This is a genomic window from Roseibium sediminis (assembly GCF_008711325.1).
Taxonomy (GTDB): Bacteria; Pseudomonadota; Alphaproteobacteria; order Rhizobiales; family Stappiaceae; genus Roseibium; species Roseibium sediminis.
Genome location: NZ_VXDB01000012.1, coordinates 60,097 through 79,315, shown reverse-complemented (window position 1 = coordinate 79,315; position 19,219 = coordinate 60,097). Strand labels below are relative to the sequence as shown.

At 57.6% G+C, this 19,219-nt stretch carries 20 protein-coding genes; 5 read left to right on the top strand and 15 right to left on the bottom strand.

Features of this window, described 5'->3' with window-relative positions; genetic code table 11:
- Window positions 1–7: 7 nt before the first annotated feature.
- The 6 genes from F0155_RS13470 to F0155_RS13445 all read right to left on the bottom strand — a co-directional run bounded on the left by F0155_RS13470 (window position 8) and on the right by F0155_RS13445 (window position 5,536).
- Window positions 8–877 carry a tetratricopeptide repeat protein gene (locus F0155_RS13470; protein ID WP_150525047.1) on the bottom strand — a complete coding sequence of 290 codons (870 nt, stop codon included), beginning with the start codon at window positions 875–877 and terminating at the stop codon, window positions 8–10.
- A gap of 100 nt (window positions 878–977) precedes the next feature.
- Window positions 978–1,688 carry an ABC transporter ATP-binding protein gene (locus tag F0155_RS13465; protein ID WP_192913813.1) on the bottom strand — a complete coding sequence of 237 codons (711 nt, stop codon included), beginning with the start codon at window positions 1,686–1,688 and terminating at the stop codon, window positions 978–980.
- Window positions 1,685–2,440, bottom strand: a complete 756-nt coding sequence (locus tag F0155_RS13460) for an ABC transporter ATP-binding protein (RefSeq protein WP_150525046.1) — start codon at window positions 2,438–2,440, stop codon at window positions 1,685–1,687. The genes F0155_RS13465 and F0155_RS13460 overlap by 4 nt, the downstream gene beginning before the upstream one ends.
- Window positions 2,437–3,378 (bottom strand): branched-chain amino acid ABC transporter permease, encoded by a 942-nt coding sequence (locus F0155_RS13455; RefSeq protein WP_150525045.1) that lies wholly within the window; start codon window positions 3,376–3,378, stop codon window positions 2,437–2,439. The genes F0155_RS13460 and F0155_RS13455 overlap by 4 nt, the downstream gene beginning before the upstream one ends.
- Window positions 3,375–4,298: a branched-chain amino acid ABC transporter permease gene (locus F0155_RS13450; RefSeq protein ID WP_150525044.1), complete on the bottom strand. Its 924-nt coding sequence runs from the start codon at window positions 4,296–4,298 to the stop codon at window positions 3,375–3,377. Before F0155_RS13450 ends, F0155_RS13455 begins: the two co-directional genes overlap by 4 nt.
- Window positions 4,299–4,378: 80 nt before the next feature.
- Window positions 4,379–5,536, bottom strand: a complete 1,158-nt coding sequence (locus F0155_RS13445; RefSeq protein ID WP_150525043.1) for an ABC transporter substrate-binding protein — start codon at window positions 5,534–5,536, stop codon at window positions 4,379–4,381.
- 389 nt (window positions 5,537–5,925) lie between these two features.
- Between F0155_RS13445 and F0155_RS13440 the strand changes: the two genes are divergently transcribed.
- From F0155_RS13440 to F0155_RS13420, 5 genes are all read left to right on the top strand, one after another.
- Window positions 5,926–7,008, top strand: a complete 1,083-nt coding sequence (locus tag F0155_RS13440) for an SH3 domain-containing protein (protein ID WP_150525042.1) — start codon at window positions 5,926–5,928, stop codon at window positions 7,006–7,008.
- Between the two features lie 14 nt (window positions 7,009–7,022).
- Window positions 7,023–7,472 carry a hypothetical protein gene (locus F0155_RS13435; protein WP_208999270.1) on the top strand — a complete coding sequence of 150 codons (450 nt, stop codon included), beginning with the start codon at window positions 7,023–7,025 and terminating at the stop codon, window positions 7,470–7,472.
- Window positions 7,473–7,585: 113 nt separating this feature from the next.
- The gene (locus F0155_RS13430) at window positions 7,586–8,770 is read left to right on the top strand and encodes a lytic murein transglycosylase (RefSeq protein WP_150525041.1); all 1,185 of its coding nucleotides are present in this window, start codon (window positions 7,586–7,588) and stop codon (window positions 8,768–8,770) included.
- Window positions 8,771–8,849: 79 nt separating this feature from the next.
- A complete protein-coding gene (locus F0155_RS13425) occupies window positions 8,850–9,101 on the top strand; it encodes a type II toxin-antitoxin system RelE family toxin (protein ID WP_150525040.1) in 252 nt (83 codons plus the stop codon).
- 10 nt (window positions 9,102–9,111) lie between these two features.
- Window positions 9,112–9,465 (top strand): helix-turn-helix domain-containing protein, encoded by a 354-nt coding sequence (locus F0155_RS13420; RefSeq protein ID WP_150525134.1) that lies wholly within the window; start codon window positions 9,112–9,114, stop codon window positions 9,463–9,465.
- A gap of 46 nt (window positions 9,466–9,511) precedes the next feature.
- Here the strand turns inward: F0155_RS13420 and F0155_RS13415 are convergent, their stop codons facing one another.
- The 9 genes from F0155_RS13415 to F0155_RS13375 all read right to left on the bottom strand — a co-directional run bounded on the left by F0155_RS13415 (window position 9,512) and on the right by F0155_RS13375 (window position 19,149).
- Window positions 9,512–10,000 carry a hypothetical protein gene (locus F0155_RS13415; RefSeq protein WP_150525039.1) on the bottom strand — a complete coding sequence of 163 codons (489 nt, stop codon included), beginning with the start codon at window positions 9,998–10,000 and terminating at the stop codon, window positions 9,512–9,514.
- A 60-nt stretch (window positions 10,001–10,060) separates the two neighbouring features.
- Window positions 10,061–11,143, bottom strand: a complete 1,083-nt coding sequence (gene modC, locus F0155_RS13410; RefSeq protein ID WP_150525038.1) for a molybdenum ABC transporter ATP-binding protein — start codon at window positions 11,141–11,143, stop codon at window positions 10,061–10,063.
- Window positions 11,140–11,829 carry a molybdate ABC transporter permease subunit gene (gene modB / locus F0155_RS13405; RefSeq protein ID WP_150525037.1) on the bottom strand — a complete coding sequence of 230 codons (690 nt, stop codon included), beginning with the start codon at window positions 11,827–11,829 and terminating at the stop codon, window positions 11,140–11,142. The genes modC and modB overlap by 4 nt, the downstream gene beginning before the upstream one ends.
- Entirely contained in the window at window positions 11,826–12,647 is an 822-nt protein-coding gene (gene modA / locus F0155_RS13400) for a molybdate ABC transporter substrate-binding protein (protein WP_150525036.1), read from the bottom strand. The genes modB and modA overlap by 4 nt, the downstream gene beginning before the upstream one ends.
- Window positions 12,648–12,725: 78 nt before the next feature.
- Window positions 12,726–13,493, bottom strand: coding sequence for an SDR family NAD(P)-dependent oxidoreductase (locus F0155_RS13395; protein ID WP_150525035.1), 768 nt, complete (start codon window positions 13,491–13,493; stop codon window positions 12,726–12,728).
- 148 nt (window positions 13,494–13,641) lie between these two features.
- Window positions 13,642–14,994: an adenylate/guanylate cyclase domain-containing protein gene (locus F0155_RS13390; RefSeq protein ID WP_150525034.1), complete on the bottom strand. Its 1,353-nt coding sequence runs from the start codon at window positions 14,992–14,994 to the stop codon at window positions 13,642–13,644.
- 122 nt (window positions 14,995–15,116) lie between these two features.
- On the bottom strand, window positions 15,117–15,947 hold the full coding sequence (locus F0155_RS13385; protein WP_150525033.1) for an MBL fold metallo-hydrolase: 831 nt from the start codon (window positions 15,945–15,947) through the stop codon (window positions 15,117–15,119).
- A gap of 75 nt (window positions 15,948–16,022) precedes the next feature.
- The gene (locus F0155_RS13380; RefSeq protein ID WP_150525032.1) at window positions 16,023–16,466 is read right to left on the bottom strand and encodes a cyclic nucleotide-binding domain-containing protein; all 444 of its coding nucleotides are present in this window, start codon (window positions 16,464–16,466) and stop codon (window positions 16,023–16,025) included.
- 88 nt (window positions 16,467–16,554) lie between these two features.
- A complete protein-coding gene (locus F0155_RS13375) occupies window positions 16,555–19,149 on the bottom strand; it encodes an ATP-binding cassette domain-containing protein (RefSeq protein WP_150525031.1) in 2,595 nt (864 codons plus the stop codon).
- Window positions 19,150–19,219 lie beyond the last annotated feature (70 nt).

The following is a 19,219-nucleotide window of genomic DNA, read 5'->3' as shown; positions in this document are numbered from 1 at the left end:
ATGCGTCTCAGAACTCACCGCGTTCCTTGCCCTGCCGGAGTTCTGTCTGAAATGCAAAAATCTGCTGGGTTGCTGGATGCTCAGGTCCATAAGCCTGAAGAGCAATCATGCCAGCCTCGCTTGACGTGGCGAGTGCATCCTGTTTCCGGTCCGCATCAAGGTACAGCGTCGCCAGATTGTAAAGGTTAGATGCAAAATCCTGACTTTGGTCTTGCCCGCTCTTGCGCCCAAGGGCAACAAGCTGCTCCATGACCGGAATGGCCTCTTCCGCCCCACCGGATTCGCGGGCAACGAACGCCTTCGTGTTCAAATATTTCGCGTAAAGCGGCGGGATGGCCATGGCGTGTGGCATATTCGCATCCAGAACCGTAATCGCGTCTTCGAGCCGGCCGAGTTCGGCATAGTCGATTGCAAGCGAGCGAGCCCGCTGCAGAGCCATTTCGTGCCTTGCGCCGAAATGACCGACAAGACGCTCATACCCCACTTCACGGAGCTTCAGGGCCTCTTCCACCTTGCCCTGACCGCGAAGGGATGTGGCAAGCAAGTCGAGCGGAAAGCCGGTATTCGGATGATCAGCACCATACTGGCGCTCAAACAGGGCGAGCAGCTCCCGGCTGCGGGCTTCTGCGTCTTCAAACCGCTGGAACCCGATCAATGTCTGGGCAAGTGCAAACAGAGCCTGCGCGGTCTGGGGATCAGCGTCTCCCAGTTCACTGCGGGCGTTCTTGTACTCTTCCTCCGCAACCTTCAGCTCGTCGGGCATATCGGATTGCGCGACCAGAATAGGGTTGGTGTCCATCTCAAGCGAAAGAGCCCCTGCAGGGACCAATCCAGATACGACAAGAGACAAGACGAGCGAGTAGCTGACCTTCTTCATGAAACAACCTCAAAAAACAACGCGCCGAAAAAAGCGCATCTACGTCAATTCAAAGCAATTTCGTGTCTATACAGGTCATGCGGAAGCTTGTCACTTCCGTTCAGGCTCCCAGGTAACGCTCCTTGAGGGATGGGTCGGCGACCAGCTCGGAACTGTTCCCTGACCAGACAGTTACGCCCTTTTCCAAAACCACATGACGATCCGCCAGTTTTTCAAGGGCAGATACGGTTTTGTCGACGATCAGGATGGACTGGCCACTTTGCTTAAGGTTTTTCAGGCAAGCCCAGATTTCCGCCCGGATGATGGGGGCCAGTCCCTCGGTCGCCTCGTCAAGAATGAGCAGGTTTGGATTGGTCATGAGGGCGCGGCCGATTGCCAGCATCTGCTGTTCACCGCCGGAAAGCTGATTGCCCAGATTGCCTCGCCGCTCGTTGAGCCGGGGGAAAAAGTCATAGACGGACGACAGGGTCCAGCGCGGAATACCACCTGCCCTGTTGGCGGCGGTCGCCACGAGGTTCTCCTCAACCGACAGGGTGGGGAATATCTGGCGCCCTTCGGGAACCAGACCAAGACCTGCCTGAGCCACCGTATAGGCAGGTTTGCCTGTAAGGTCTGCTCCATTGATACGCACCGTTCCGGCAGTTGGTCGCAACAATCCCATCAAGCTGCGGATCGTGGTTGTCTTGCCCATGCCGTTTCGGCCCATCAGAGTGACAACTTCACCGGGCATGATCATCAGGTTCACATCGAAGAGAACCCGCGTTTCCCCATAGCCGGCCTGAAGGCCGGCGATTTCCAGCAAAGCGGTCATACGCCCTCCTCCGAGCCGAGATAGGCCTCCTTCACTGCCGGATTGTTGCGAATTTCCTCCACTGATCCAGAGGCAATGATCTCGCCATACACCAACACCGAAATCCGGTCGGCCAGCTTGAACACCGCATCCATGTCATGTTCCACGAGCAGCATCGGTATGGAGACCTTCAAAGCACCAAGCACATCGACAAGGCGAGCGGATTCGTCCGGCCCTGCCCCCGCCATCGGCTCATCAAGCAGGAGAACCTTTGGCTGGCCTGCCAATGCTATGGCCAGCTCAAGAACCCGCTTTTCGCCGTGGCTGAGATCGCCAGCGCGAATGTCCACGCGCCCCAGAAGGCCGACCGTATCAAGGCACTGGCGGGCCTTTTCATTCAGGCCTTCATCCCTTGCAGCGGAGCGGAAGAAACGGAACGAATGTCCGGCCTTTGCCTGAACACCGAGAGCAACATTTTCCAGCGCGGAAAACTCGGGAAGGATCGCAGTAATCTGGAAAGACCGGCCCAGCCCCCTCATGGCCCGTTTCGCAACCGGGAGGGCAGTCACGTCCTCGCCAGCAAAGAACACCCGCCCGCTGTCAGACGGCAGCGCCCCGCAAATCTGGCCGATCAGCGTTGTCTTGCCCGCGCCATTGGGACCGATGATGGCATGGATCTCTCCCGGTCCGACCGTGATCGAGACATTTCTCGTGACATGGAGGGCACCATAGGACTTGTTGAGTTCCTTGAGCTCAAGGACAGGTGTCGTCATTTGCCCCTCCCCTTGAAGGCACCCAGAATCCCGCCGCGCGCGTAAAGCACTACGAGGATCAGGAGCGGTCCGAAGATCAGCCGCCAATGTTCCGTATAGCCCGACAGGATCTCCTCCAGCGCCAGAAAGGCAATCGCCCCGAGGATTGCGCCATGGAGGTAGCCGAGACCGCCCAGAACCACCATCACGATCAGCTCGCCCGACCGATGCCAGGACATGTACGCCGGGGAAACGAACTCTGCATGGTTGGCCAAAAGGGCTCCGGCGAGACCGGCCATGACCCCGGCAATCACAAAGGCTGCCAGCCGGTATTTGAACGGGTCGATACCCAGCGCATTAAGCCGTGCCTCGTTCTGGCGCGCGCCCTTCAGCACCCGGCCGAAGCGCGATGCAGCAACTTGTTTCAAAAAGAGATAGGAGCCGAGCAGAATGCCAAAGACCACGAGATAAAAGGACGTGTCATTGGCAAAAAGGTCCGTCCCGAAGAACTCCGTGCGTCCCCACATGGTCAGGCCATCATCCCCGCCATAGGCCGACAGGGATGTGGCCGTGTAATAGGCCATCTGTCCGAAGGCCAGCGTGATCATGATGAAATAGACGCCCCGCGTTTTCAGGCTGATCGCGCCGGTAACAGCCGCAAAGAGTGCCGAGACAAGGATGACAACAGGGAAGGAAATCCATGCTTCCCAGACATCATGCGCCGCCAGTATGCCGATGGCGTAGGCCCCAAGGCCGAGATAGGCCGCGTGGCCAAAGCTGACCATTGCCCCCAGACCCAGAATGAAATCGAGGCTGAGCGCGGCCAGAGCCAGAATGAGGATCCGCGTTGCAAAAAGCAGGACGAAACGGTCGTCGAACAGGCTCGCATAGACCGGCACCAGCGCAAGCAAGACGAAGAGCAGAACCGGAACGGTGCGATTTTTCAAAAGCTCTGTCATGACCGTGCCACCGGAAACAGACCGCTCGGGCGGAAGAACAGGACTCCGGCCATCAGGATGTAGATCAGCATGGACGCAATGGCGGGGCCAACGTCATTTGCAGCGGCAGGCGGCAAGAGCAGCCGTGCGATATCCGTGGTCAGCGAGCGGCCGAGCGTATCCACCAAACCAATGAGCAGGGCTGAAATGAACGCCCCGCGAATGGAACCGATACCGCCAATCACGATCACCACAAAGGCGAGGATCAGGAGGTTATCCCCCATGCCCGGTTCAACGGAAAGGATCGGCGCGGCCATGATCCCGGCAAAGCCCGCCAGCATCGTTCCAAATCCGAAGACGATCATGAAAAGACGGCGAATATTGACCCCGAGAGCAGCAACCATGTCCGGATTGGTCGCCCCTGCCCGCACCAGCATGCCGATCCGGGTGCGGGTGACAAGAACATAAAGCAGCAGGGCGACACCGAGGCCGGAGCCAATCAGGGCAAGCCGGTAAACCGGGTAGCGCAGATTGTCCATCAACTGCAGGGAGCCGTCGAAGAGATCCGGTATGGGAACCGAAAGCGGCGCAGCGCCCCAGATCACCTTCACGGCCTCATTCAGAAACAGGATGACCCCGAAAGTTGCGAGCACCTGATCGAGATGGTCCCTGTCATAAAGATGCCGAAAGACGAGGAACTCCAGCGCCAGCCCCGCCAGCAATGAAACGACAAGGGCGAACAGGAGAGCTGCCCAGAACGACCCGGTGAGCTGATATCCAGCAACAGCCAGATAGGCACCGAGCATATACTGGACGCCATGGGCGAGATTGATGAAATCCATCACCCCGAAAACCAGGGTCAGGCCTGCAGCGATCAGGAATAAAAGCACGCCAAGCTGTAGGCCGTTCAGGGTCTGGACGGCAAGAAGGGTTGCGCTCACGGCACGTCATCCGTTTTTGGCGGAAATGATCAGGGCGAAGCGGCGGGCAGGATGTCCCCGCCCGCCATGGCGGATGTCAGTTACATCCGGCAGCTTTCGGCGTAGGCGTCGCCCTTGTCGTCAAAGACCTTCTCGACAGCCTCGGTCACATAGGCCCCGTCCTTGTTGACGGCCTTCACGAGATAGAAGTCCTGAACAGGGAACTGATTGGTGTTGAACGAGAAGTCGCCGCGAACGCTTTCAAACGGGGCCGTCTTGAGAGCCGCCATCAGGGCATCCTTGCTTTTGTCACCACCGGTTCTTTCCAGCGCGCCATCAATCAGGCGAGCCGCGTCATAGCCTTGTGCTGCATAGAGCGACGGCGCGTAGCCGTATTCCGCCTTGAAATCAGCGACAAACTTGGCATTTGCCGCATTATCGAGGTTGGAAGCCCACTGGGCACCGGCAAAGAGGCCGACTGCGGTGTCCTGTGTCGCCGGAAGCGTGGTTTCATCCACGGTGAAGGCGGACAGGAACGGAATGCCCTCCTTCAGACCGGCCTGATCATATTGCTTGACCAGATTGACGCCCATGCCGCCCGGCATGAAGGTGAAGATTGCATCCGGCTTTGTGTCGGCGATCCGGGCAAGTTCCGCGGAAAAATCGAGCTGACCGAGCTTTGTGTAAACTTCGTCGGCAATCTCGCCTTCATAGTGGCGCTTGAACCCGGCAATGGCATCCTTGCCTGCCTGATAGTTCGGAGCCATCACGACCACGCGCTTGTAGCCCTTTTGGGTCGCGTACTTGCCCATGACTTCGTGGTTCTGGTCGTTCTGCCAAGACGTAGAGAAGAAATACGGGCTGCAGCCTTTGCCTGCGATCGGCGAAGGACCGGCATTTGCGCCAATGAAGATCGTCTCGGCTTCGATGACCGGCTTGTAAACGGCCATCATGACATTGGAGAACACCACGCCGGCCATCATGTCGACCTTGTCGCGTTCCAAAAGCCCCTGCACCTTCGTCAGGGCCGCATCCGGCTTCAACTCGTCATCGACAACAAGAACTTCCGTATCCAGACCACCCAGCTTTCCGTCGTTTTCCTTCACTCCCAAAAGGAAACCGTCGCGCATGTGCTGGCCCAGAACTGCCGGTGGGCCCGAAAGCGTTGCGAGAAAACCGATTTTTAGGCTCTCCGCAGAGGCAGCAGATGCGCTGCAAAGGATCGTGGTAGCTGCGAGAGCCGACAGGACTTTCTTCATGGATGTTCTCCCCTCTCATAGACCGGTTGTTGCCGGACTGAATCATTCTGCGACTTAACTTATAGTTGGGTCAGGGTCGTAAAATCCCGCCAAATTTATTTTAAGCATAAAATATTGAAGCTGTTAAGTCCCAAATGTTTTGCACTTTCGGCTTTTGTTTTAGCCAACTTCGCATTAAGACACGCACTGGGAATGTGTGGGAAATTTTGCACGCGGAACGAGAAGTTTTGACAAACATGTTGAGAAGAAACAAAATCAGAAAACTCAACGTGCTCATGCCCCATTCTTGACCATATTTGATCACACGAATGTGTGCTCGTCGTATTTGAGCCTGTCCCCTTTGGAGGAGAGATCGGGTTCTGTTTGTGGGAGGCGTTTGGAAGGCCGGTATGTTGAATGTTCGTGAGCCATCCAGAAATACATCTGCGCAAACCGGTACCGCGACACCGGCTGACACCATGACTGCGCCGCGCCCCGACTCATCCGATCGTTCTCCGACCTCCCGTCCAAGAAACTCCCGCTTTCAAAGCCGCACCCCCGTTGGCAGAGCCCAGATCCGCTGGGCCGACGACGCGGATGTTGTGGTCGAACTGGACGAGCTGTCCGACCAGTTTCGCAGCGGTGAAAAACCTCGCCCTGTATGGACCGCAGATTCTGCAGACCACCGCACACAGGGCCTCGCCAGCCTGACACGCCCGCTTCTTCTGACGGCACTTGCCCTTGTCATGTTCGGAACGGGTTTTTCGTTCTACCTGTCTCGCTCGACCACCGAGCAGAGTGAAGTGGCCGAAGTCTCGCCCAATCGCCCGCTAACCGAAATCACCCGTTCGGTTCAGGATCTCGCGCAGATTTCACCAGCCAATGTGGTGCCGGAGACGACCGGTTCCCCGTCAGACCGTTTCGGCGACATATTCAGCACCGTTGCAACGAGTTCGTCTTCTCTTGCGGAGCAGTTGCAGCAAGAGGCCCTCGCGCAAGCAACCAAAGCTGCGCAGCGCACGGCAACACCACCGCAAGAGACGAACCTGGCATCATCCCAAGCGGCTCCCCTGATCACCAGCTCGATCAGAAGGAATTCCGACACGGCCAGCGCGGACGCCAAATCATCTGCGCTGGGATATGCGAAACAGACCGCAAGCCAGCCTGATGTTGTCGAAGTTCTCTCCGCAAAACCGGAAACCCCGGTCAAGGTGGAAACCACCTCAGCAATCCCGGTTGTCAAAACAGTGCCTGCACCGGCGCCAGAGCCAGTACGCGCCACCGCATCCCTGCCCTCCTCGTCCGGCGCAAATGGCACCATCGTGTCATCAGTCAATATTCGCCGATCGGCAGAAAACGGTTCCGAAATACTGGGAGTGGTTCCCGCCGGAAGCTCTGTTCAGGTCAATTCCTGTGACAATTGGTGGTGCTCAATTCGTTACGACGGCCAGGAAGGCTATGTCGGCAAGCGTTTTGTCGACCAGAACGGCTAGGCTGTGAGGGCCTGATGCGTTCCGTCACCCTCCTCGCTGTACTTCTCTTTCTCATACCTGTCTCAGCCAAAGCAGATGGCACCGACTGCGTCGTCTATGCGACCGACTATGCCAACAGCTATGTGAACGGCGATCTCGTAGGTGACACGGTTCGCGGCGGAATAGCGGGAGCGGTTGCCGGCGGCGAATGGGAAGGTCCAAGCGGCGCTGAACGCGGTGCCCGCGTTGGCGGAGCGCTAGGCGTTTTGAACAATCTCGGCTCCCTACCCGGCGGGTGGCAGGCCATGTACGACATGGCTTACCAGATCTGCATTCAGGGCGACGCATCGGCAACCTTTCCGGCGCCTCTGCCCGGCCAACCTCGTAGCGACTGCGGATCGTCGGCCGGGTATAATACGCCAGGACTGCGGGAGCCTGGGACGGGCAACATTCGCGCTGGATCGTCACAAGCCGGATGCCCATGAGCCCTCGACCTTTCCAAATGGCACCAAGTCTTTCTGCCAGTCGCCGGTTGACCTTGCGTCTTCAAACCAGTCAACTGAACCCGATTTCGACGACCTGACACACAGGGATTCTCATGCTTCTTTCTGCCCGCCTTCTGACTGCCATTTCCCTCACCGCCTTCATCACCGCCGCGCCCGCTGCTGCCCAGCAATGCGGAGGCGATTTCCGGCAGTTTCTTGCCGGAGTGAAACAGGAAGCCCTCTCCAGGGGGCTGTCGGAAAAGGCAGCGGATGCAACCCTGTCCGGCGCACAGATTGACAAGAACGTTCTGGCGCGCGATCGCTCGCAGGGTGTCTTCAAGATGCCGTTCATCGACTTTTCCCAGCGCGTGATCTCCGGCCACCGGATGCAGCACGGCGCAAAGAACATGAAGAAATACAACGCCATCTTCGCACGGACCGAAAAGGAATATGGCGTCCCCGCTCCGGTGATCACCGCCTTCTGGGCGCTGGAGACCGACTATGGCGCGGTGCAAGGCGACTTCAACACCGTCAATGCGCTGGCAACCCTTGCCCATGACTGCCGCCGCCCGGAACTCTTCCGTCCTCAGCTGATTGCCGCCATCGAGATGGTCCAGCATGGCGACCTTGACCCGCGCCGCACCACGGGCGCCTGGGCCGGGGAAATCGGCATGGTGCAAATGCTCCCAGAGGACATCATCAAGTTCGGCAAGGACGGCAATGGCGATGGCCATGTCACCCTGAAGGACAGCGCCGAGGACGCGATCCTGACCGCTGGCGCCTTCATCCAGAACCTTGGCTGGCGGCGCGGCGATCCGTGGCTGCAGGAAGTCACGGTTCCCGGCAATCTGGACTGGAGCAAGACCGGCCTCGACACATCCATGCCGGTTGCCGACTGGGCACGCCTTGGCGTTTCAGCCCGCTCAGGCAAGCTGCGCACGGACCTGCCCGCCTCGCTGATCCTGCCGCAGGGTCGCAAGGGACCAGCCTTCCTCGCCTATCCGAACTACGAAATCTATCTGAAATGGAACCAGTCCTTCGTCTACACGACGACGGCAGCCTATTTCGCCACGCGCCTTGGCGGCGCGCCGGTCTACAACACCGGCAATCCGGAAGCAGGGCTGGATGACGCCCAGATGAAGCAGCTTCAGACCAAACTGCGCGCCATGGGCTATGACGTTGGCAAGATCGACGGCATTCTCGGCTCCGGCACACGCGCCGCCGTTCAGGACGTCCAGAAAAAACTCGGCCTCCCCGCAGACGCCTGGCCGACCCCGGCCCTGCTCAGGAAGCTGTGAGCCAACCTTCCCACGCGCGTTGACAGCATCTTGCTGGCGAGCCCATTGAACCGAACTTAGCAAAATGCTATTCTAGCAGATGAAAAAGATTGCTTATAGCAAATCAGCATTCAAGACCCTTCGCAAAATACCTGTCCCGGAGGCCAAACGCATTATGTCCAAGGTGGAACAATATGCGAAGGACCCGGAGAGCCTTGCAGGCAATGTTAAACATCTGAAGGGATCGCCATTTCTGCGGCTGCGCGTTGCAGACTGGCGGATCATTTTCGATGAAGACGGCAACGTCCTCAGAATCCTGAAGATTGGCGCGCGTGGAAATGTCTATGAATAAGATCCCTTCATTGCAGACAATCACAAGCCCCAGCGGCGAAACACTGGTGGTGCTGCCACTTGCCGAGTATGAGGCCTTGATTGATGCCTCTGATATCGCCGAAGCGCAAAAAACGAGGGCCGGGCTGGCGAGTGGTCAGGAAGAACTCGTACCCGCAGAGGTCGTAGCCCGACTGATCGATGCCGAGAACCCGATCCGGGTCTGGCGAGAGCATCGCGGCTTGAGCGCAAAAGCGCTGGCAAAAGCTGCTGGGATCAGCCCCCCCTATCTCTCCGAACTTGAAACAGGCAAGAAGGAAGGAAAGGTTTCTGTTCTTAAAAGGCTTGCTGAAGCCTTATCCGTCGATCTCGACGATCTGGTGTAATTCGGTGAAATCGTGGTGAAGCAGCCTATAGGCACCACCTCGTAGTTTAGTCTTTATCCGGAATTTCGTTCGCCTCGCCATCTTCCAGTCGGCGCATAGAAAGAAATTGGGCGGCAGTCTCCTTTGAGACCAAATTCAGACCCTGTCCGGCATGGCGGCCCGAGGCACGCCAGTAAGTGAAGCTTCCGACAACACCACAGCTAACGAGGAACAGAATAGGGATCTTCTGCTCAAATATCTGATACGTGCAAAGTGTTACAAAGCCTCCCCCCAAAAGATGAAATAGCAGCCCTCTCTGGCCGAAAAATTCACTTACTGCGCTAAACAAGGCAAACGGGATTAAATTCACAACAAATACAACTGCAGAAATCAATAACCAAGGCAATAAAACAGCGAGGAACCCAACAAATTTCCGATCCCAGTTTATTTCTTCCGGATTTGAAAAAAATAATGCGAACATACCAAAAAGCACGATGCATCCACTGACAGCTGCACAGGCCAGTACATATCCTTTAGCAATCCTCAGGAGCCCCATTTGATCACCTCGCATCCCTACGGAAAGATCAAATACTCCCGAAAGTAAAAGATTCTCCCCTCACCGGCCCACATCTTCCGGAGCAATGGCGAGGGTCTTGACGATGGCATGGACGGTGCCGCCGACCTGAAGGTTGAGGGCGGCGGTGGAGCGGCGGGTGACGCGGGCAAGGATTGAGCCTGCGGGCGTTTTGACGGAGACAAGTGCACCCGGTCCGTCGCCGCCGCGGATGGTTTCCACGGTTCCCGGCAGGATATTCAGTGCGGACAGGCCCGTTGGCGCTTGACGGGAAAGAATGACCTCTTGCGCGGGAATACGCACCCGGAGCCGCGATCCCGGCTCAGCCGAGACCCGTGGCAGCAAGAGACGCACGCCGCCCACCTCAAGCTCCGTCAGGCCGTCAGCGTGGTGCATGACGACAACGGCCTCGATCAGCGCGCCTGCTGCCCGCGCGCCGGTTGGCGTTACCATCGGGTCACCCAGAACCTCGACTGCAGGGCCCTGCCGCGCCACCTTTCCATTGTCCAATGCCACGACCGTTGTCGCGAGACGGGCAACCTCCGCGGCCGAGTGGCTCACGTAAAGGATCGGGATGGAGACCTCATCCCGCAGACGTTCGAAAAATGGCAGGATTTCCTGTTTGCGCTCTTCGTCGAGAGACGCCAGTGGCTCATCTGCAAGGATCAGACTGGGGTTCGCCAAAAGCGCACGGCCAATGCCCACGCGCTGCTTTTCCCCGCCCGAAAGTGTTGCGGGTCGCCTTTCCAGAAGCTCCCCGATACCGAGCATCTCGACAATCCGGTCAAACTCTGACCTGTCTGCAGGTGCCTTGGCCATCCAGCGCCCATAGGTGAGGTTCTGGCGCACGTTCAGGTGCGGAAACAGGCGTCCTTCCTGAAAGATATAGCCAAGGCGGCGCTTGTGCGGCGGCAGGTTCTCGCCCGACTTCGTATCCAGAAGCACCCTGTCCTGAACGCAAATCCGACCGGTCTCCGGCGTCAGGAGTCCGGCAACCGTGTTGACGATGGTTGTCTTGCCGGAACCGGAGCGGCCAAAAAGCACCGTGATGCCGACCGGCGCTTCAAAGGCAAGATCAAGGGCCAAGTGGCCGAGCTGTTGTTTCATGGAAACGCTGAGGGTCATGCGCCCTCCATGCGACGGGTTATCCGCCGCGACAGGATTTCGGAGGCAACCAGCGCGCCCATGGAGACAATAACCGACAGGATGACCAGCCGAAGCGCGGAACTTTCACCACCCGGCACCTGCAAAAAGGCATAAATCGCCGTCGGCAATGTCTGTGTTTCACCAGGAATGTTCGACACAAAGGTGATCGTCGCCCCGAACTCGCCCATGGCTTTGGCAAAGGCCAGAATGCCGCCAGCCAGAATGCCCGGTAGTGTCAGCGGGAGCGTGACCGTGGCAAACACCCAGAACGGGGATGCACCCAGCGTTGCGCTGGCCTGTTCCAGCCGCATATCAACGCTTTCCAGCGACAGGCGAATGGCCCGAACCATCAAGGGAAAGGCCATGATCGCCGCAGCAAGAGCCGCTCCGGTCCAGCGGAAGGCAAACACAATGCCCAACTCGCCCAGAAACGCCCCGACCGGCGCCCGAGGGGAGAAAGTGAGCAGCAGCAGATAACCGGTGACGACAGGCGGCAAGATTAACGGCAGATGCACCAGACCATTGAGAAGCTGGCGACCGGGAAAGGTCCAGCGGGCGAGCGCATAAGCAACGAAGACAGCAAACGGCAGGCTGAAGAGCGTCGCCCAGAAAGCGACTTTCAGGGACAAGGCTACCGCCTGCCATTCTTCAGGGCTCAGCGTCATCTTGCGGCGGCCTCTATTGCAGGCAAAAACCCGTGCTTTTGCAAAAGTCCCTGCGCTTCTGCGCCCTTCAAATACGCAAGAAACGCAGCGCCCGACGCGATCTGCGGGCCCTTGATCTGTGCTGCGGGATATAGGATCGGCGGATGACTGTCCTGCGGGAACACGCCGACTACCTGAACCCGAGGTTCAACGATGGCGTCGGTCTCGTAAACGATCCCGAAGGGAGCCGCCCCAAGCGCCACCAAAGCAAGGGCAGAGCGCACATTATCGGACTGCGCCACCCGCGCCGCAACGCCCTCCCATAATCCAAGATGTTCCAGTGCGGCCTTGCCGTAGATCCCGGCCGGAACCGCATCAATCAGCCCCATTGCCAGCCGTCCACTGCCGAGCCTGCCTGCAAGATCGAAGTCGGTCGTGATCTCGACCGGATCACCCGCTGCTTCCCCGCTCACAAGTACCAGCCTGTTCCCGGCAAGATCAAACCTGCTTTCAGGAACGAGGAAGCCGTCACGCTCCAGCCGGTCCATCCAGTCAGAATTGGCAGAAATGAAAATCTGGGACGGAGCCCCCTGCTCGATCTGGCGGGCCAGTGCGGATGAACCTGCAAATGAGAAGCGAACATCAACGCCAGTATCAGCTGTGAACCCGGCGGCAATCTCTTCAAGAGCGTTTTTCAGGCTGGCGGCAGCAAAGACGGTCACGGTCTCCGCCCGTGCAGTTGCGCCCACATTGCTCAACAGACCGAACGCCAACAGGATGAAAGCCGCAAGGCTGGCAAGTCTGCCCCGCCCGATTTGGCCTATCTTGTTGGTTTTCATGTGCTTCCTGAATTCTATCCGGCGATTGCCGCCAGAATTGCAGGAAGGGCCAGCAATGGCAATGGTCTATTCGGCCTGTTACCGCGGTGCCATGCGGATGGCCCCATCGAGACGGATGGTTTCGCCGTTCAACATGTCATTGTCGATGATTGCCCGCACCATCTTGGCATATTCCGTTGCTCTGCCAAGACGTGAGGGGAACGGAACCTGCTGGCCGAGAGAGTCACGGACTTCCTGCGGCAGCCCCATCAGCATCGGGGTCTCGAATGTGCCCGGCGCAATGGTCATGACCCGAATGCCGCTTCTGGAAAGATCCCGAGCCACCGGAAGGGTCATTCCGGCAACACCCGCCTTCGAGGCGGCATAGGCAACCTGCCCGATCTGGCCGTCAAACGCGGCAACCGAGGCTGTGGAGACAATGACACCCCGTCCACCATCTTCTGTGACAGGATCAAGCGCTGCCATGCCGGTTGACGCAATCGCAATGCAGCGGAAGGTGCCGATAAGATTGACCTCGATGACCTTGGTGAACATGTCCATCGGGTGCGGTTCGCCGCGAGAGGTTGTCTTGGCAACCGGGGCAATGCCCGCACAGTTGACCAGAATCCGCTCCTGGCCGTGTGCGGCGCGAGCCGACGCAAACCCAGCCTCTACGCTTGCCTGATCGGTCACATCAACGGAGACAAAGAGGCCACCGATTTCGGAGGCAACCGCAGCGCCACCATCGGCATCGCGATCGAACAACGTCACCTTGACGCCTTCTGCAGCCAGCATGCGAGCGGTTGCCGCGCCAAGACCGGATGCACCACCGGTCACAACGGCAGAGATGTCATTTCCAAGTTGCATTTCCGAGCCCCATACAAATACAAGTCATTTTAAAATAATGACTTTTTAAATCCAATTGACGAAAACGTCATTCGCTTCTGCGAAAGTGACGAAAAACAGCTGTCCGGTCAAGTCTTTTGAGGGGAACGGTCTGCAAAAGAGTGCTGGCTTATGCCAGCACCTGCAGGTCCAGGGGCTGGCGCAGACCGGAGACGGGTCGCATTGCACGGCGTTCTCCCGTCACCCCGTCATAGCCCTGACTAAGCGCCAGTTCGAAGGTCGTCGCATCCGTCAGAACCCGGGATTTCTCTGCCTTGTTGGCATCCTCGAGCTTTGCCGCCCGGTTGACGGCGTCGCCGATGACCGTGAATTCCAGCCGGTCAGCAGAACCAACCACGCCAACGGTCACCGGTCCGGCGGCGCAAGCCGTCCCGACCTCAAAATCTCTCGGCCAACCAAGATCCGTGAACTTGTTACAGCACAGCTGCAACTCGCTCACCAATGCCTGCGCTGCCTTGAGTGCATCAGCAGCATAGGTCTCGGACGGATGAACGGCCCCAAAGGTGGCAAGAATGCCGTCGCCAAGAAACTTGTCGACCCGCCCGCCATGCGACCTGATAATCGCAAGGGCCGTGTCCTGATAGGTCGCCAGAATTTGCATCACGCGATCTGGCGGCAACTGGTCCGCCGTGTTGGTGAAGCCGCGAATATCGACATAGAGGATCGCCGCATCACGAACCATGCCTTGCCCGGCCTTGAGAGCGACATCCGCATCGGTGATCGAGGCAGCCACTTCCGGTGCAAAAAAGCGCTTCAGATCCATCACCGCCGCATGTTCGCGAATGGACGAAAAAAGCAGTTCCCGTGCCCGAAACAGCGCCGCAGACAGCACAATGGTCACGGTCAGGATGACAACCGTCTTGTCGAGTTCTGCACCGATCAGAACGCTGTTTTTCGTAAGATATTCAACGTAGTTGCGAGTGATGTGCATCCCACCCGTATCACCCATTACGGCATAGGATACCAAGCCGAGCCAACCGGCCACCGCCACTAACCCCGTCGTAAGAACAAACCGCGGATCAAAGCGCAACGCGCGCAAACCGATGAAGATGAACACATACATCAGGGTCGGCGTCTTGAGATAAAAGGTCGGCGGCTGATTGTACTGAATGTGAAACGAGAATATCAGTCCGACCAACAGCGCCATGTCAACGCCGATTGACAAAAGCAGGAACCATTCGGGCAACTCGAACCGGTAGGACAAAGCAAGCCGCAGGACGGTGAAGGCGAAATACGCGGCAAGCGCAATGGGCACGAAGTTGAAACCGTCCCCACCCTCGGCTCTTGGTGCCAAAAGATAGAGCGAAGAAAACAGACTGACTATTGCCAGCTGTACCCAGGAGATAAGCCGCTCGGAGGCATTTTCGCGGGCCCGGATTTCTGCGCGCACGCGAGCTGGAATACCGGTTTCGGGCGGACCGCCACGAAGTATGTATTTCAGCCATTCGGTGATGCGCTTCATTCTACCCTGCCTGCTGGCACTTCGGCTGGACCCTATGGCCAGATATCCTGTACGGTAGATGTGCAGCTAACTGCCGGCGAGAACAAGGCCGCTAGCCGACATGTGATCGGTCGTGAGCAGTTTCAGGGAATGAGAACCAATCCTTCGCGGGCAACGAGGGTGCCGGGATAGGCCTTGTCTGCTTCCCGCCCGATCTCATCCAGCTCATCATCGGTTCTGCGTGGGTCATGATGGAAAAGCACCGGAACCTTTACATTTGCGGCTTTCGCAAGCTCCACCGCCTTCTGCCAGGTGGAGTGCCCCCAGCCGATATAGGTCTCGTATTCCGCATCCGTATACATGGCGTCATAGACCATGACATCCGCCCCTTGCACAAAGGCGGGAAGCTTGGCATCGATGTCCGCATTACCATGCTCGTGATCCGTGATGACGCAAATCACCTTGCCACCGTATTCGATCCGGTAACCGCAGGCTCCGCCCGGATGATTGAGGCGCATGGTTCGCACAGAGAGGCCTTTGCCGAAGGAAAGGTCTTCACCAGCCTTGAAATCGTTGAAGGAGAGAGCCTTCAGGGTCTTTGCCGAAAGCGGAAAGACTGGTGGCGACATGATCCGGCTGACAATGTCTGGCAGGGTGAAGGCATCATCTTCAAAATGACCAGCCCAGGCGCGGATCGCCGAATTTGGATCAAAGGCCGGCCAGAAGAATGGCAGCCCGCATATATGATCGAGATGAGTGTGGGTCAGAAGCAAGTCGAAATCGCCGGCGGTTTTCTGCTGGCACATTCCAAGACCAAGGTTTCGGGCACCGGAGCCGCAATCGACGAGGAGCCTTGAAGCGCCTGCACGGATTTCGAGGCAGCTCGTCTCCCCGCCATACCGAAGTGTGCTCTCACCCGGCGTAGGAGTCGACCCGCGTACACCCCAGAACTTCACCCAAAACTCGTCAACCACTCACCATTCCTCACGTCCCCGGCAAGACACTTCTGCTTTCTCCCACGCTACCCTCCCTTTGCGCAGGCCGACAAATCACTTCTGGGCCGCAGCAAGATCCCGCGTTGTACGCTCCAGACGGAGGGCAAGCGTACGCATGACCTCCAATGATATATCGGGAAACTCTTTAAGCAGTTTCAAGAAGTCATCTTTGGAAACGGTTAAAACATCCATTTCCGTCGATGCGATCAGGCTTGCGGTTCGTGGAACGTCGCACAGGATCGCAATCTCGCCGACGATGTTGTTTTCACCAACCTGGGCAACGGTTTTTTCGCCTTCCGGCGTGTTCACCAGAACGTCTGCCTTGCCTTTGAGAATGATGAAGGCGCTGTCACCGGGTTCTCCTTGAGAACAAAGCCGTTCGCCCTGCTGATACTCCGTCCGGTCACTGATAAACGCCAGCAACCGCAGCTTGGTTTCATCGATGCCGCGAAACAGCGGTACGCGCCGCAGGGCCTCGACTTCAGCTTCCAATGTCATTTACTTACCTCCCGGCGGGTGCTGCATTCGCCAAGCTTCAAAATGCGTCCGCCTTTTTTATTCACCAAAGCACTTAAGCTTCGTCTTCTCAAGCCTGATTACGATGAGTTGATGACACCCGCCCCTGATCGAACAGGGCATAAGCATCGAATTCGGCCCCAAGCTCTTCGTTTGGCGCCCCGAAGAGGAATGTCCGTCCGGCCAGCAGCTTGCGAAGCGCTTCCCGAAGCGCCTTGTCCTCATCGTTGAGCCCGGTCGCCACATCATCAAGGATGGTGATACGCGCGTTCTTCAGCAGCGCCCGCACGAGTGCCAGACGGCGACGCTGACCGGCAGACAGGCGCGAACCGGCAACGCCAACATGATAATCAAAGCCCGCATACATGATCGGCTCGCGCAGGTTCATCTCCTCGACCATCGAGCGGATCACCTGATCAATGCGTTGACGCGCATCGCGGCGGTCAACACGAGCCCGGCCAAAGAGGAGATTGTCCTCAATCGTCAACGGCGGCAGATAGGTGTTCGGATCGATCGCCACAAAGTTCTTGCTGCTGCCAACGACTGAATCCAGGAACTGACGGCGAGCTGTGATGATTTCAGACTTCAGCTCGTCCGTCGCGATGCCAAGACGATGCCTTGCAGGAACCAGCTTGAAGGCCAGCGCAACGAGGCGAGACTTGTCACTGGCGGAAAGTCCGGGCCGCTGATTTCCTGAACGTGCCACTCGAACAATCCTGTCGAACTCCGGCAGATCCTCCTGATTGATGAAGGAATACGTCCCGAGAAGTCCGCTGTCGCCGGAAACGTTTGCGAACAGCTCGACCATGGTCTCGGCGATCTTCAAGCCGATTTCCTGCAGTTTCGCGTCCAGTCCCGTGTCGGACAGGAACGTCTTCACCTCCGGCATGTCCGGGATGTTGTCCATGCCAACTTCCGGGTCCGTCGGCACCGCAAAGAAGAGGTTCTCCGCAAGGGTCGCACTGGCATTGAAATTGTTCTGGTTCCACAGCTCAACGAGATTGGCCAGATTCGGATCACCGGCAATCCTCTCTGCCAATGTCCCTCGAACCGACAGGATGCGGTCTGCCAGCTCGTCATCCATGGTCGGGTCAAAGCGCGACTGCAGACCAAGGCGATAAATATCGGCATCCAGTCCTACAGCCGTCAGCAGCGAGAGAGCTTTTTCGTCGAGCTCATCCGGACCACTGACCCCGGCAGCCGCATAATCCTCCCAATGCGCAGCAAGGTCGTAGGTCGGGTTTTTCGTCTCGTGGGCTTCGCTGATCCGGCGCTGATAATCTGCCAGTTCTTCTCCGTGACGCTCGACCTTGGCAAGCGGGCGATGACGCAGGCCGTAGTAGAGATTGTCCCGAATGGTGCCTGTCCAGATATGCACCGCCCCACCCACATAGGCGATCTCGCGCCCGAGGGTGGATTCAGAAAGTTTGTCGAGATTGACGCCGCCGATTTCCACGCGACCGGAAGACGGGCTGACAAGCCCCGCTGCAAGTTGCAGGACCTCCGCCCTTCCCGATCCGTCCGGACCGGCAATCGCATAACTTCGCCCTTCTGGTATCGTCAGCGATGCATCGAACACCTCCTGCCCCGCAGCGCCGCCCGAGAAGGTCACATTGCCGAGAACGATATCGCCCTTCAGCTCCTGTGACGCATCCTCAACAAGACGCTCGACCGGATAGATGTCCGCCGGATCGAAGTTCTCCACCACCGTCTGGTACTTGACCGAAACGTCTGCCGTCATCTGGTAATAGGCAAGCAGCTCCTTCCACGGACCGGCAAGGTCCTTGTAGGCTGCGATGACCGCAAGCAGCGCGCCGATACTCAGGTCGCCCTCGATGACCAGATAACCGCCGATCAGGTAGAAGAAGAACGGTGTCAGCTGGTTCATGAAGTTATTCAGGAACTTGATGAAGAACTTCCGATTGAAGATCTCGTAGCGGATCTTGAAATTCTCGTACAAGCGATCAGACAGGTCGGCAGAGTGCCACGCGGAGGCATCGTTTGCGTGAATTTCCGGAACACCGGTAATGCTCTCGCCCACCTTGTCGGCGATCAGGCGGACATTCTTGACCCTCATCCGGGACAGCAGCACCACCTTCTTCTGCAGCTTCGGGATAATGTAGCCCTGGATCGGGTAAGAGCTGACAGCCGCAAGACCCAAGAGCGGATCCTGCATGAAGATGAAGCCAAGCTGCACAACCAGCATCCCGCCCTGATAGGCAGGAAGGGCAAAGGCCTCGCCGATGAAACCGCCCACATCCTCCACCTCGGACGTGATCATCGGAATGATTTCACCGGAGCTGATTTTCCTGAAATGCGGAAGGCGGAACCGGAGAACCCGCTGAAAGAGTTCAAAACGCAGGCGTCGGAGCATCCGCTCACCCAGCCGTCCCTTGTAGATATTGATGTAAAGTTTCAGGCCGTTAGACAAAATGACTAGGCCCAAAAACGAGAAGCAAAGGAACACGAGATAGGAGATTTGATCCAATTCTACCGAAAGGACAGCTCTTGGAAATCCGTCACCCTGCACTGCATCGTTTACGATAAGCTTCGGAAGCTCTAGTAGTATGTATGTGACAGGATATGATAATACTGTGATAAGTAGTATGAATATTTGCTGCCGCGCACTGAACTTCCAAATAAAGCTGAAAAGATTTTTTTCCATTATGCCGTCCGGACTGTAACTGTGCGGGCATTGCCACGATTCAGAACGGCAATATTAACTAATCAATTCA